Annotated in this window: 12 protein-coding genes and 6 tRNA genes; 10 read left to right on the top strand and 8 right to left on the bottom strand. The window is 59.5% G+C overall.

The window, feature by feature from the left end; translation table 11 throughout:
- Window positions 1-144: 144 nt before the first annotated feature.
- Both PspR84_RS21355 and PspR84_RS21350 read right to left on the bottom strand, forming a co-directional pair.
- A complete protein-coding gene (locus PspR84_RS21355; protein WP_160059041.1) occupies window positions 145-1,194 on the bottom strand; it encodes an ATP-binding protein in 1,050 nt (349 codons plus the stop codon).
- On the bottom strand, window positions 1,194-1,955 hold the full coding sequence (locus tag PspR84_RS21350) for a response regulator (protein WP_160059040.1): 762 nt from the start codon (window positions 1,953-1,955) through the stop codon (window positions 1,194-1,196). Before PspR84_RS21350 ends, PspR84_RS21355 begins: the two co-directional genes overlap by 1 nt.
- A gap of 284 nt (window positions 1,956-2,239) precedes the next feature.
- On the opposite strand from PspR84_RS21350, the gene pyrF reads away from it, so the two are divergent.
- Window positions 2,240-2,938, top strand: coding sequence for an orotidine-5'-phosphate decarboxylase (gene pyrF, locus PspR84_RS21345; RefSeq protein WP_174244475.1), 699 nt, complete (start codon window positions 2,240-2,242; stop codon window positions 2,936-2,938).
- A gap of 125 nt (window positions 2,939-3,063) precedes the next feature.
- On the opposite strand, the gene PspR84_RS21340 is transcribed toward pyrF, so the two are convergent.
- The gene (locus PspR84_RS21340) at window positions 3,064-4,065 is read right to left on the bottom strand and encodes an NADP-dependent oxidoreductase (RefSeq protein ID WP_160059038.1); all 1,002 of its coding nucleotides are present in this window, start codon (window positions 4,063-4,065) and stop codon (window positions 3,064-3,066) included.
- The gene (locus tag PspR84_RS21335) at window positions 4,062-4,217 is read right to left on the bottom strand and encodes a hypothetical protein (protein WP_160059037.1); all 156 of its coding nucleotides are present in this window, start codon (window positions 4,215-4,217) and stop codon (window positions 4,062-4,064) included. The genes PspR84_RS21340 and PspR84_RS21335 overlap by 4 nt, the downstream gene beginning before the upstream one ends.
- Window positions 4,218-4,302: 85 nt before the next feature.
- Here PspR84_RS21335 and PspR84_RS21330 point away from each other — a divergent pair, with 85 nt between their 5' ends.
- The 3 genes from PspR84_RS21330 (at window position 4,303) to PspR84_RS21320 (ending at window position 8,733) form a co-directional block, all read left to right on the top strand.
- Window positions 4,303-5,064: an SDR family oxidoreductase gene (locus PspR84_RS21330; protein ID WP_160059036.1), complete on the top strand. Its 762-nt coding sequence runs from the start codon at window positions 4,303-4,305 to the stop codon at window positions 5,062-5,064.
- 190 nt (window positions 5,065-5,254) lie between these two features.
- Window positions 5,255-6,655, top strand: a complete 1,401-nt coding sequence (locus PspR84_RS21325) for a PLP-dependent aminotransferase family protein (RefSeq protein ID WP_160059035.1) — start codon at window positions 5,255-5,257, stop codon at window positions 6,653-6,655.
- A 110-nt stretch (window positions 6,656-6,765) separates the two neighbouring features.
- Entirely contained in the window at window positions 6,766-8,733 is a 1,968-nt protein-coding gene (locus PspR84_RS21320) for a methyl-accepting chemotaxis protein (protein WP_160059034.1), read from the top strand.
- Between the two features lie 956 nt (window positions 8,734-9,689).
- On the opposite strand, the gene PspR84_RS21315 is transcribed toward PspR84_RS21320, so the two are convergent.
- Window positions 9,690-10,448 carry a hypothetical protein gene (locus PspR84_RS21315; protein ID WP_174244474.1) on the bottom strand — a complete coding sequence of 253 codons (759 nt, stop codon included), beginning with the start codon at window positions 10,446-10,448 and terminating at the stop codon, window positions 9,690-9,692.
- Window positions 10,449-10,832: 384 nt separating this feature from the next.
- Here PspR84_RS21315 and PspR84_RS21310 point away from each other — a divergent pair.
- The 6 genes from PspR84_RS21310 (at window position 10,833) to PspR84_RS21285 (ending at window position 11,456) form a co-directional block, all read left to right on the top strand.
- Window positions 10,833-10,908: transfer RNA gene (locus PspR84_RS21310), tRNA-Glu, on the top strand.
- Window positions 10,909-10,910: 2 nt separating this feature from the next.
- A tRNA-Gly gene (locus tag PspR84_RS21305) sits at window positions 10,911-10,986 on the top strand.
- A 104-nt stretch (window positions 10,987-11,090) separates the two neighbouring features.
- Window positions 11,091-11,166: transfer RNA gene (locus PspR84_RS21300), tRNA-Glu, on the top strand.
- Window positions 11,167-11,169: 3 nt separating this feature from the next.
- Window positions 11,170-11,245: transfer RNA gene (locus PspR84_RS21295), tRNA-Gly, on the top strand.
- Window positions 11,246-11,302: 57 nt separating this feature from the next.
- Window positions 11,303-11,378: transfer RNA gene (locus PspR84_RS21290), tRNA-Glu, on the top strand.
- 2 nt (window positions 11,379-11,380) lie between these two features.
- A tRNA-Gly gene (locus PspR84_RS21285) sits at window positions 11,381-11,456 on the top strand.
- Window positions 11,457-11,584: 128 nt separating this feature from the next.
- Here the strand turns inward: PspR84_RS21285 and PspR84_RS21280 are convergent.
- The 3 genes from PspR84_RS21280 to PspR84_RS21270 form a co-directional block, all read right to left on the bottom strand.
- Window positions 11,585-12,223, bottom strand: a complete 639-nt coding sequence (locus PspR84_RS21280) for a LysE family translocator (RefSeq protein ID WP_160059032.1) — start codon at window positions 12,221-12,223, stop codon at window positions 11,585-11,587.
- A 1-nt stretch (window position 12,224) separates the two neighbouring features.
- Window positions 12,225-12,995: a 2OG-Fe(II) oxygenase gene (locus tag PspR84_RS21275; RefSeq protein ID WP_160059031.1), complete on the bottom strand. Its 771-nt coding sequence runs from the start codon at window positions 12,993-12,995 to the stop codon at window positions 12,225-12,227.
- Between the two features lie 88 nt (window positions 12,996-13,083).
- Window positions 13,084-13,710 (bottom strand): alanyl-tRNA editing protein, encoded by a 627-nt coding sequence (locus tag PspR84_RS21270; RefSeq protein ID WP_160059030.1) that lies wholly within the window; start codon window positions 13,708-13,710, stop codon window positions 13,084-13,086.
- Window positions 13,711-13,792: the final 82 nt, after the last annotated feature.

Below are 13,792 nucleotides of genomic sequence, written 5' to 3'. Positions count from 1 at the left end.
ACTCACTCCCTGGATTGGAAAACCGGTGGGTGTACCGGCTTATGCAGCGTCAGGGCGCAAGTTGTCGGGGGTATGTGGGGTTTGTACCGGTGGGTACACACGATGCAATGAACACCGCTGAACCCTGTGGGAGCGGTGGTGTTCTCAGAGGCGGGGCAGGCGAATGACGGCAGTGAGGCCGCCGCCGGGGGTTTCTTCGAGGTTAAGCTGTCCGCCCAGACGCTGCGCCGCCTCTCGGGCAATGGTCATGCCTAGACCCACGCCGCCGGAGTTGCGATTGCGCGAACCTTCCAGGCGATAAAACGGCTCAAACACTGCTTCCCGCTTGTCCTCGGCAATCCCCGGGCCGTGGTCGATCACGCGGATCAGCAGTTGCTCGCGCTGATCCTGCAACTCGATGCGTGCCTGACCGGCATAACGCAGGGCATTGTCCATGAGGTTGTTGATGCACGAACGCAGCGCCATCGGCTGCACCGGCAGCGGTGCGCAATGGCCGCTGACTTGCACGTCGGCGCCTTGGTCCTGAGCGTTTTCGCACAGTGACTCGACCAGCGCCTGCACATCCATCAACTGCAATGCTTCACTGGTGCGCTGTTCGTGCAGGTAGGTGAGGGTGGCGTCGAGCATGCCGATCATGTCGTCCAGATCCTGACGCATCTGCCCTTGCAGCTTTTCATCGCTGATGTTTTCCAGGCGCAGTTTCAGGCGTGACAACGGTGTGCGCAGGTCGTGGGACACGGCACCGAGCATCCGCGCGCGCTGTTGAACCTGTTCGCGAATGCGCCGTTGCATCAGGTTGAAGGTGTGCGCCGCTTGCCGTGCTTCCCGTGGGCCGGACTCGTCGAGCGGCGGGCTGTCGAGGTCTTCGCTGAGGCGTTCGGCGGCATCGCTCAGGCGCTGGATCGGGCGACTGAGCAGTTTGGCGCCGTACCACGCCGCGATCATCAGCGTGATGAACTGAAAGGTCAGCGGCACCACCGGCCCACCGAACCATGGGCGCGGGGGCCGTGGCGGGTAGCGCGGGTCCTGCGCCATCGGTTGGCCGTCGGCGCCCTGGGAGAACTCCGGAGGTGGCGGAGGCGGGGGCGGGCCGTAGAGGCGGAACCAGGTGAAAGCCAGCAGGTGCGCGAGGACGATCGCCACGAACAGCACACCAAACAGGCGCCCGAACAGCGTGTCGAAGCGCGCCCGCATCAGCCGATGTCTCGTGCGTCGAACAGGTAACCCTCACCGCGCACGGTTTTGATCAGCTGTGGCGCTTTCGGATCGTCACCAAGTTTCTGCCGCAGGCGCGACACCAGCAGATCGATGCTGCGGTCGAAGGCTTCGATCGAGCGACCCCGGGCCGCGTCGAGCAATTGTTCGCGGCTGAGCACCCGGCGCGGACGTTCGATAAACACCCACAGCAAGCGGAATTCGGCGTTGGACAGCGGCACCACCAAGCCATCGTCGGCGATCAACTGGCGCAGGACGCTGTTCAGGCGCCAGTTGTCGAAACGGATGTTCGCCCGTTGTTCGGTACGGTCGTCACGCACCCGACGCAGAATGGTCTGTATGCGTGCGACCAGTTCGCGCGGTTCAAACGGCTTGGCCATGTAGTCATCGGCGCCCAGTTCCAGGCCGATGATACGGTCGGTCGGCTCACAGCGGGCGGTGAGCATCAGGATCGGGATGTCCGATTCGGCGCGCAGCCAACGGCACAACGACAAGCCGTCCTCGCCGGGCAGCATCAGGTCCAGCACGACAACGTCGAAATGTTCGGCCTGCATCGCCAGACGCATTGCCGCACCGTCGGTCACGCCGCTGGCGTGGATATTGAAACGGGCGAGGTAATCGATCATCAGCTCGCGGATCGGCACATCATCGTCGACGATCAGCGCACGAATGCTCCAGCGCTTGTCGTCTTTAGGCTCATCCGTCGCGGTCATTTGGGTGTTGTGCATGAGGCTGTTCATCTGCCAGTAGGCCGCCAACCACAAAAGATGGGCTGCGAGGTTGTGGTTTCAGCATAGGCGTCCGGCCGTGAAGCGGGAAGTGCTGATGTAAGGACGTGTTGCGGCTGGCGAGGCTAGCGCGGGTGCTTGTTGCTGGCATGTCGGTTGTGTATCGGAGTCGACACAATAGCGGCGAGCGCTATGCTGATCACGGTCGGCGCGACGATTTACCGATCATCGGGTGCCGCGCCGCCGCCGGTTCCGCTACAATGCGCGCCGATTTCGACCTGCCTGAGAGCCCATTCATGTCCGCCTGCCAGACTCCTATCATCGTCGCCCTGGATTTTCCCACCCGTGACGCCGCACTGAAGCTGGCCGACCAGTTGGACCCGAAACTGTGCCGGGTCAAAGTGGGCAAGGAACTGTTCACCAGTTGCGCCGCAGAAATCGTTGGCACCCTGCGTGACAAGGGTTTTGAAGTATTCCTCGACCTGAAATTCCATGACATTCCCAACACCACAGCGATGGCCGTGAAAGCTGCTGCCGAGATGGGCGTGTGGATGGTCAACGTGCATTGCTCTGGTGGCCTGCGCATGATGGTTGCTTGCCGGGAAGAGCTGGACAAGCGCAGCGGCCCGCAACCGCTGCTGATCGGCGTGACCGTGCTGACCAGCATGGAGCGTGAAGACCTCGCCGGTATCGGTCTGGATATCGAACCGCAAGAGCAGGTTCTGCGTCTGGCGGCACTGGCCGAGAAGGCTGGCATGGACGGTCTGGTGTGCTCGGCGCTGGAAGCCACGGCACTGAAAACCGCACATCCGTCGCTGCAACTGGTGACTCCGGGCATTCGTCCGGCCGGCAGCGCGCAGGACGATCAGCGCCGCATTCTGACCCCGCGTCAGGCGCTGGATGCCGGTTCCGATTATCTGGTGATCGGCCGTCCGATCAGCCAGGCGGCGGATCCGGCCAAGGCGCTGGCTTCGGTTGTTGCCGAGATCGCCTAAGCAAACACTGCAAAACCCTGTAGGAGTGAGCCTGCTCGCGATAGCGGTGTGTCAAACAACGTTAATGTTGACTGACACACCGCTATCGCGAGCAGGCTCACTCCTACATTTGTTTTGTGGTGGCCTTAAACTTTCAACACCAACTTGCCGAAGTTCTCACCGCTGAACAATTTCATCAGCGTCTCCGGGAACGTCTCCAGGCCTTCGACGATATCTTCCTTGCTCTTGAGCTGCCCCTTGGCCATCCAGCCAGCCATTTCCTGCGCCGCGCTGGCGTATTGCGCGGCGTAATCCATCACCACAAAACCTTCCATCCGCGCACGATTGACCAGTAGCGAAAGGTAGTTGGCCGGGCCTTTGACCGCTTCCTTGTTGTACTGGCTGATCGCACCGCAGATCACCACCCGCGCCTTCATGTTCAAACGGCTCAACACCGCATCGAGGATATCGCCGCCGACGTTGTCGAAATACACGTCCACGCCTTTCGGACATTCGCGTTTAAGCCCTGCCACGACATCTTCGGACTTGTAGTCGATGGCCCCGTCAAAGCCCAATTCGTCGATGAGGAATTTGCACTTGTCGGCGCCGCCGGCAATGCCGACCACACGGCAACCTTTGATCTTGGCGATCTGCCCGGCAATGCTGCCCACCGCTCCGGCTGCGCCGGACAACACCACGGTGTCACCGGCCTTCGGTGCACCGACATCCAGCAGGGCGAAGTAGGCGGTCATGCCTGTCATGCCCAGTGCCGACAAATACACCGGCAGCGGTGCCAGTTTCGGATCGACCTTGTAGAAACCTCTTGGCTCACCGAGGAAATAATCCTGCACGCCAATGGCTCCGTTGACGTAGTCCCCGACCGCGAAGCCCGGATTGTTAGACGCGATGACTTTACCCACGCCCAGCGCACGCATGACTTCGCCGATACCGACCGGCGGGATGTAGGACTTGCCTTCGTTCATCCAGCCACGCATGGCCGGGTCGAGGGACAGGTATTCGTTCTTGACCAGAATCTGGCCCGCCGCCGGTTCTCCGACCGGTACTTCCTGATAAGTGAAGGTCTCGCGGTTGGCCGCACCCACCGGGCGTTTGGCGAGCAGGAACTGACGATTGGTCTGGTTGGTCATGGCAGGCACTCGAACGGAATGAAGCCTTGTTGATAGACCCTAGGCGGCATTGGCGCAAGGTTGGCTGACGCGGCGAATGCACGCCGATCCAGTGCAGTGATAGTCACCAGCGCGGTTTTATCACTGCCATGCATGGGCGCATAAACAGCCATTGGATAGTGCTGACGCGCGGCAGATCTCAATGACTATGCTGCGAAGCTACAAATTCCCTGCAGCTATCCCTTCGAGGACATAACAATGAGCATGACGTTTTCCGGTCAGGTTGCCGTAGTCACTGGCGCGGCCAACGGCATCGGCCGTGCAACCGCGCAGGCGTTCGCCGCCGAAGGCCTGAAAGTGGTGGTCGCCGACCTGGACGCAGCAGGGGGCGAGGGCACCGTCGCGCTGATTCGTACCGCTGGCGGCGAAGCGACCTTCGTGCGTTGCAACGTGACCGTCGAAAGCGAAGTGAAGAATCTGATGGACGAGGTGATCAATGCCTACGGCCGTCTGGACTACGCCTTCAATAATGCCGGTATCGAAATCGAAAAAGGCAAACTGGCTGAAGGCTCGATGGATGAGTTCGACGCGATCATGGGGGTCAACGTCAAAGGCGTCTGGCTGTGCATGAAGTATCAACTGCCCTTGTTGCTGGCGCAGGGGGGCGGGGCAATCGTCAATACTGCGTCGGTGGCGGGGCTGGGCGCGGCGCCGAAGATGAGCATTTACGCGGCGTCGAAGCATGCGGTGATTGGCTTGACCAAATCGGCAGCCATTGAGTACGCGAAGAAGAAAATCCGCGTCAACGCTGTGTGTCCGGCGGTGATCGATACCGACATGTTCCGCCGCGCTTATGAGGCTGACCCGAAGAAAGGCGAATTCGCCAACGCGATGCACCCGGTGGGTCGCATCGGCAAGGTCGAGGAAATTGCCAGTGCCGTGTTGTACCTGTGCAGCGACGGTGCCGCCTTCACCACAGGCCACTCTCTGGCAGTGGATGGCGGCGTCACCGCATTCTGAGCAAAGCGCAATCAGAACAGCCCGCATTCGTTGCGGGCTTTTTTGTGGATCACGGTCAGTTCCGTGAAGCCCCTTAAACAATGTGTATCAAACGGTTAGAACGGTCGCTTTTGGCGGCGTTGTCGCACAGCCTGTCCGGCGCGGCTGTGATTTACTGCCGCCAGCAAAACGGACAGGAGTTTGCTTGCTCATGGAATTGAGAATTGATCGACAGGCAATGGTGCCGGTCGTGCAGCAGATTGTTGACGGACTGACGGAGTGGATCCTGCAAAATGACGTACCGCCGGCCACTCGTTTGCCCTCCGTGAGGCAAATCGCCCGGGGTAATCTGCTCAGCCAGTCGTGTGTGGTCGAGGCCTGTGAGCGGCTGGTATCGCAGGGCGTTCTAAGCACATGCCAAGGCACTGGGTTCATTGTCGCCGCCTCGCCGTCGACACTGGGCGCAGAGGATGAACTGGCGCTATTCGGAGGGCGGTATGCCTGGTGCGATGCAGTGTGCGAGACGGCTGGTGGTTTGAAGCTGGGTGCAGGTGGTCTGCCGCAAAGCTGGCGCGAGCCTGACGACCTCAGCTATGCGCTGCGCGAGGTGGCGCGCACCGATATGGCCAGTCTGTTCAACTACAGCACACCCTTTGGGCTTCCAGCGTTGCGCGAGCAGATCGTCAAGCGCCTGAAGCTGCTCAATATCGAGGCACGCAAAGCGCAGTTGCTGAGTACCTGCGGTGCCAGCCATGCGCTGGATCTGATCGTGCGTACATTGTTCAAGTCTGGAGACTGCGTGGTGGTCGAAACGCCCGGTTACGCGCCGCTGTTTGATCTACTGCGTCTGCATGGCGTGCACATGCTCGAGGTGCGTCGTACCCCGAACGGGCCGGATATCGAAGCGCTGGAGGCTGTGCTGCAACAGTTTCGCCCCGGCGCATTGTTCATCAACAGCCATCATCACAATCCTACCGGCACTTGCCTGTCGCCGAGCGTTGCGCAACGCATCCTGCAACTGAGCAAGACTTACGATTTGCGCGTGATTGAAGACGACGTCTATGCGGACTTGCATACGGACAACGGCACACGACTGGCGGCGCAGGACCATGAGGGGCGCGTCATTTACGTGGGCAGCTTTTCAAAGACGCTGAGCAGCTCGTTGCGGGTCGGGTTCGTCTGCGCCGACAGCGAAGTCGTCAGGCGTCTGGCGCAGGTCAAGATGATCAGTGGTTTGGGGGTGTCGAGGTTTTCCGAAGCGGTGCTGGCCAGTCTGATGGGCAGTGGCGCTTACCGCAAACTGGTGCAGCGTCAGCGCCAACGTTTGAATGCCGATCGCGCCGCCGCGCTGCAGGCGCTCGAGGACGCGGATTGGGAGGTGTTCGGCAAACCTGCGGGTGGGCTTTTCATTTGGGCGCGCTCGCGCATGACCGATCAGGTTCGAGTGCGTCGACACGCTCAACGCTGCGGCGTGTTGCTGTCAGCGCCTGACGCGTTCAGTCCCAGTGGTGAGTCGGGCGACTGGCTGCGCATCAACGTTGCCTATGCATGCGATCCACGCGCTCGGCAGTTTTTCCGCCACACCGGTTCGGATCGACCTCAAGTGTTCTGAAAACGACGCGGGCGTAGCTTTTTGCCATTATTCCGACGCCAGAGACTTGTGCGGGTGAGTGGCCGTTGCGACTCTTCGCTCTACTGACAATGGCAGGGGGACTACGCGCAATGATTTCGGCCATGCAAGGACGTTTTGCCAACCTCGGTATGGCGAAAAAACTGGGTATCGGGTTTGTGCTGGTTTTGCTCTTGACTGCGCTGGTGGCGGCCATTGGCGTCTGGTCCCTGCAAACCATCAGTCAGCGTTTCGACGGGCTGAAACAGATGTCCTCGCTCAACAGTGGCCTGCTCAAGGTGCGTCTGCTCGAGCAGGAATATGCCTTGCGAGGCGATCCGAAGACGGCCGATGCGTTACGTAAGGGCGTCGACGAACTGGTTGCGCTGGCTGATCAGCTCAAGGCGCAGTCGGCGGCGAATGGGCCGGTCATGAATGATGTGCAGCAGTCGCTGGGAGCCTATCGCAAGGCGTTCGATGAATTTGTGTCGTTGACTCAAGCCAAGGATCTGGCACTGGAAATGGCCAGTTGGTCGGTGTCCAGTGTGGCCAACAATCTCGACGTATTGCAAGCCGGGCTTGCCGACGACGGTGCATATACCTTGAAGGACACCGAGGGCAAGGACGGGGTGCAATTCATCGAGCAGGCCAGTCAGGTCAGCCAGGTTTCGCGCTTGATGCTGCAAGCGATGAACGAAGCACGGATTCGTTTGGATCAAAGCCGCAAGGGCGATGCCGACAGTGCCGGCAAGGGCAATATCGAACAGGCCGCACAGGCCCAGGCTCAGGCCGAAGAGCTGAAGACCACGGTCAAGGACGAGGGTTACCTCACCGTGCTCAATGAAGTGTCCGGGCATATTGCAGGTTTCAACGACAAGCTGGCCGAATACACCGGATTGCTCGCGCAGGAAAAAACCGTCTACGAGCAATTGCACCAGCGTGCCGACCAAGTGGTCGAGCGGGTGAATCAGGCTTATGTCGCTGAAGACGGCGCGATGCAGGCGGAACTGAAGGAAAACTCGCTGCTGATCATTGGTTCATCGGCGCTGGCGCTGTTGGTCGGCTTGCTCGCGGCGTGGTTGATTACCCGATTGATCGTGGCGCCATTGCGCAGCGTGATTCAAGTCGCGCAACAGATTGCCGCCGGCGACTTGAGTGCGACCGTGGAAGTGACCCGTCGTGACGAGATCGGTCAGTTGATGCTGGCGATGCAACAGATGGGGGCGGGGCTGAGTACGATTGTCAGCGGCTTGCAGGCTGGGATCGAACAATTGGCCAGTTCGGCGCAATCGTTGTCGGCGGTCACCGAGCAGACCAACCTTGAGGTCAGTAGCCAGAAGGAGGAAACCGAGCAGGTCGCCACGGCGATGAACCAGATGACCGCCACCGTGCATGACGTCGCGCGCAATGCCGAAGAGGCTGCGTTGGCCGCGCAGACGGCAGATGACAAGGTCGAGAGTGGTCAGCAAGTGGTGCGCCAGAGCATGGCGCGCATCGAGCAGTTGGCTGATTCGGCGACGTCGGCCAGTTCCAGCATCGAAAGCCTCAGTGCTGAAATCCAGAATATCGGCACGGTGCTGGGGGTGATCAAGAGTGTCGCTGAACAGACCAATCTATTGGCGCTGAATGCTGCGATCGAGGCAGCACGGGCCGGTGAGCAGGGCAGGGGCTTTGCGGTGGTGGCCGATGAGGTGCGTGCACTGGCTCGGCGTACGCAGCAATCGACTGAGGAAATTGAGCGGCTGGTGAGTGCGTTGCGCTCGGCGGCGCACGCGTCGGTGCAGCAGATTCAGAGCAGCGGCGAGTTGGTGAAGCTGGCGGTGAGTGATGCTTTGCAGACCGAGAGTGCGCTGGGGAGTATTGCGGTAGCGGTGTCGTTGATTCAGCAGATGAATCAGCAGATTGCGGCGGCGGCCGAGGAGCAGAGTTCGGTCGCGGAGGAGATCAATCGCAGTGTGACGAGTATTCGTGCGAGTGCGGATCAGTCGTCGATCGCGATGCGTGGGAATGCGGCTTCGAGTGTTGAGCTGGCGCAGTTGGGGAGTGAGTTGCGCGGGATGGTTGGGCATTTTCGGCTTTGACGCTTTGGGGTTGGCGGCCTTTGGGCCGGCCAGGCTCTTGGGGTTTTTGGGGGTATATCCGTTGCTGGGGGGGGTGCGGCTGGCGGTTCCGCCCTTACGGCGGGTCACTTTTGACAAACGCCTCAAAAGTAACCAAAAACGCTTGCTCCTACGTACGGCCCGCTCGCTGGGGCTCGGGGTTCCTTCGCTGCGGGATCGATCCGGGCGCAGCGCCTCCGGTTTGCTTCGCTGCACCTCCTCTCGCTGTGTTTGGCTGCGCCAAACGGTCGCTGCGCTCCCACGCCCGGATCAATCCCTCCACTCAGCCTTCCGACGTCGCCTTACAGATCAAAAGCTGCAGCCGAGCTAACGCTCATCCTGTTGAGTGGTGAGAAGCGACGCGGTGCGAGGTGGGCGCTGTTTTGCTTTTGCTTTTCTGTGGGAGCGAGCCTGCTCGCGAAGGCGGCCTGACAGCCGACCAATCCCTGTCAGATGTACTCAACTCCATTGTAGGAGTGAGCCTGCTCGCGATCGCGGTCTGACAGCCAACCCCATCTCTACCGGATGTACTCAAACCATGTGGGAGCGAGCCTGCTCGCGAAGGCGGCCTGACAGCCGACCAATCCCTGTCAGATGTACTCAACTCCATTGTAGGAGTGAGCCTGCTCGCGATCGCGGTCTGACAGCCAACCCCATCTCTACCGGATGTACTCAAACCATGTGGGAGCGAGCCTGCTCGCGAAGGCGGCCTGACAGCCGACCAATCTCTGTCAGATGTACTCAACTCCATTGTAGGAGTGAGCCTGCTCGCGAAGGCTGCCTGACAGCCGACCCCATTTCTGCCGGATGTACTCAAACCATGTGGGAGCGAGCCTGCTCGCGAAAGCGGCCTCGCATCCATCGGGTGTCTATCGTGTTCACTCCCGCGAACCCACAAAAAAGCCACCTCTCGGTGGCTTCTCTCTCTACATCTGCGATCAGTCGTAGATCACTTTCTTCTTCCAGTCTGCATCGGCCTCTACATCTTTTAGGCCGGCAGTCAGTTGGTTCTCTTCACCTTCAACCGGTGCAATCTTGTCCATGACCTGGGCGTTGGCGCGGGCCAGCAGTTTTTCCAGGTATTGCAGTTGTTCTGCGTACATCTGCGGATCCTGCTGTTTGCGCAGGTATTGCACGCCGCGTTCGAAGGCGAGGCGGGCCTGGCCGGGCTGGTTTTGTTGCAGGGACTGTTGACCGAGGTTGTTGAAGAATTCGATGTGCAGCAACACCAGAATGTGGCGGACTTCGCGGATCCAGTGCTTGGCTTCGTTCGGCGGCAGGAAGCCGTCGTGGGCGGCGCGGGTGATCTGGCCGTGGAGGGCTTCAAGCAGGAAGCGCACGTCTTTGGCTTTGGCTTCGGTCAGGATCGGTGCCGGCGGGTTGTTGACCGGGATCGATTCGCCTTGGGCGACCAGGGCGCTTAGTTCGGTGATGCGCGCTTTTATGGTGGCGCTGGTTTTTTCCAGGTTCAGCAGGCGCTGGCAGACGTTCAATTCCAGGCGGGTCAGCAGCAGCTTGAGGGCCGGGGTCATGAACTGGCCCGGGAAGGTCTCGGTCAGTTCGCCGCAGCGGCGCAGGCGGTCGTTAAGCTCGACCTTGGTGCGGGCCTTCTCCAGTTTGTTGTTTTCCACCACATGGTTCATATAGCCAATGGCGATCAGAATTGCGATCCCGGCTATGACTAGCAGGGTGATCATGAGTGGTGTCACCGGTAAGACCTCTTTATAGGGTTCGCATGCGAGTGTAGTGGCTGGGCATTTAGCCGCCTAGCGCCGCTCGACGAGTTGGATCGGCAGGTTCAATCTGTATCGGCCGCACGCTGCTTATATGAATGCTGGCGCTGCGGGTGCAGATTGCCATCACTGTGCGGTGGACTATAACGTCTTGGCGAGTGGCAGAATATAGGCGTCAATCGTCGGGCGACGGAAAAGCCTGATTGCCGCCGTAAAGCAGGTCGAAGTCATTGATTTAAATAAATTTATATCAAGGGGTTGACGACCTCTCAATCCATCCATAGAATGCGCGCCACTTGCAGCGTAAAGCACACAGCGAAGCGCGGCAGGGAGTGAATGTTGTAGTGTGTCCCCTTCGTCTAGTGGCCTAGGACACCGCCCTTTCACGGCGGTAACAGGGGTTCGAGTCCCCTAGGGGACGCCAATGCGGGAATAGCTCAGTTGGTAGAGCACGACCTTGCCAAGGTCGGGGTCGCGAGTTCGAGTCTCGTTTCCCGCTCCAATTTTAAACAGCTCTGCTTTCCGGCGGTGCTGAGTGAAACCAGAACCCAGTCTTCGGATGCGGATCTGGACACCGAAACACACACCATGTGTTCCGGGTAGCGTGTCCCCTTCGTCTAGTGGCCTAGGACACCGCCCTTTCACGGCGGTAACAGGGGTTCGAGTCCCCTAGGGGACGCCATTTGCGGGAATAGCTCAGTTGGTAGAGCACGACCTTGCCAAGGTCGGGGTCGCGAGTTCGAGTCTCGTTTCCCGCTCCAAATTCTAAAGACGCCGCTCAGTGAGCGGCGTTTTTATTAGTGAAAGTTGTAGCCTGTGTCCCCTTCGTCTAGTGGCCTAGGACACCGCCCTTTCACGGCGGTAACAGGGGTTCGAGTCCCCTAGGGGACGCCATTGCGGGAATAGCTCAGTTGGTAGAGCACGACCTTGCCAAGGTCGGGGTCGCGAGTTCGAGTCTCGTTTCCCGCTCCATATTCACAAAAACGCCGCTCAACAGAGCGGCGTTTTTGTATGCGCGTGATTTGTGTTTGTGCCATCAGGTCATGAAGAAAAAGGCCCGTCGAAGCGATTCGACGGGCCTTTTTGCGTTTTCCGTCTGTTTACCAAGACAGCATCAAGCGCCCGGCAAACAGAATCAGCACCACGCCCATGGTGCGTTCGAACCAATGCCCCATGCGCATGAACAGCACTCGAACCCGACTGCTCGAGAAAAACAGCGCGACCACGACAAACCACAGCGCATTCACAAAACACATCCACAAACCATAGAACGCCTGGATTTGCAGAGGTGTTTCGGCGCTGATGATCGTTGTGAAAATGGCCAGGAAAAACAGCGTGGCCTTGGGGTTGGTCGCATTGGTCAGAAAACCGGTGCTGAACGCTTTGAACAGGGTTTGCTCAACCAGCGGTTCCTCGCTGGTTTTCTCACCTTCAATGGCTGACTTTGGCTTGCTGCGCAGCAGGCTGACACCCAGATACAGAATGTAAGCACCGCCAACCACTTTGGCCACGGTCAGCAACCACGGGGTGGTGTGCATCAATGCCCCTACACCCAACAGCGTGTAGAGCACGTGCACGGAAATCCCTGCGCCGATCCCCAGCGCCGTGCAGATTCCCACCAGTCGGCCGAAGCGTACGCTTTGGCGAATGGTGACCGCGAAGTCCGGGCCGGGAGCAACCACGGCCAGAAAGTGAATAGTAGCCAGCGCCAGAAACTCGCCCAGATAATTCGAATACATCTCAGCTCCAGTACGTCAGGGGTGAAGCATTGCCGCGATAGCCGACAAAAAAGGAAAGGCTCAAGCGCGGATCGGCCACGCCCGGGGTCACCGAGTGCATGCGCCGCGAATTGAACATGATGAAATCGCCGGGTTGTGGCCGGACTTCGAGGGCGGGAGGGCCGAGCAGCGCCGGTTCGATGCCATAGCTGTCACCACGCATTTCGTCGAATTGATCCGGGCTGATGTCGTCGTCCCACATCTGCAGCGCGCCGCCCTCGGTCGGCATGTTCAGATAGACGTTGCAGGCGAACTGCGCCTCCAGGCTGCGGGCCTGGAAACTGTCCGGGGCGTCTTTGGCGAAGATGTCGTGGTGGGCGAGGAAGCACACGCCTGGTTTCACCACTCGCGAAAGGCCGACATACATTTTGCGGCCGTAGAGGTTTTCCAGGTGTGCGCCAGCCGGCCAGGATTCGTCGAGCATGCAGCGCAAGGTATCGATCGGTGAGGGGTAGGGCGCGCAGCGATTGCGCAGTTCCGCGATGTTGCTGGTGGCGCGATCGAAGTAGTCCTCGATCAGCAGCGGCTGGTTTTCTGCCTCGTAAAACGCCATGCCGATGCGGCCGATGCTCGGTGCGTTGATGTAGCCCTCAAAGCCTGGAGCGAGAATCTTGTCGCCAATCTGAATGGCCAGTGGCTCAGGCAAAAAGCCTTTGACGCGGATGGCGAGGACTTCTTCGTTGGCCAGTTTTTTTATGCACGTCTCATCGAGACGCTCGACGTCTAGCATCATTTTTTTAGGTCCATCTATCGATAGTCAACGGAACCTGCGAATGCGGTTCCCCGGCGTCGGACGTTGCGTGAGGCAGCGTCCGAAATGCTCAATCCACGTGGTAGTGGACGGACAGCGTGCCCTTCTTCTGCGAAAGGGACGCGATCGTGACTGTGCCCAGATCCTTCAGGCTGCGTACATGGGTGCCGCCGCAGCCATAGGCGGGCAGGTCACCAAAACTGATTTCCCGCGCGCCTTCGCGCAGTGAGGTCAGGCGCGGCAGATCGTGCTCGATCCACTGGCCAATGCCGTATTGAACGGTCTCTGCGTCGACTTCCTGCGCGGCATCGCCGGGTTTGAATTGCACTCGGCCTTCATCCGGCCAGTGGTGCGCCTTGATCGGCGTCCAGCCCAGTGCTTGAACGAAATGCCCGATCAGGTGACCGGCTGAATGCATGCGCGTGTTGAAGTGGCGGCGCTGTTCGTCGATGCGGATACAGGTCATGCCGAGCGCCACCGGCCGGTCAACAAAATGAATGATCCGCTCTGGCTCCTGCACCACACGCATTACCTGGCTTTCGCCGATCCAGCCGGTATCACACGGCTGGCCACCGCCTTGCGGATGAAACAGTGTGGCGCGCAATACCACGGCGAATTCGTGCTCTTGGGGCGTGCAGTCGAGGACTTCCACATTGGCCTTGAGGTCATCACTATGGAAAAAGAGGCGAAGCGTCATATTCCATGCCCTTATTAAAGTTTCTTTTTTTATTATATGAATCGTGCAATAACGTGATAATCCGTTCAAACATCAAAGGACT

The sequence above is a fragment of the Pseudomonas sp. R84 genome (assembly GCF_009834515.1).
In the GTDB taxonomy this organism is placed as follows: domain Bacteria; phylum Pseudomonadota; class Gammaproteobacteria; order Pseudomonadales; family Pseudomonadaceae; genus Aquipseudomonas.
Note: the sequence above shows the minus strand (reverse complement) of the source record. Positions and strands in the feature narration are given on the sequence as shown.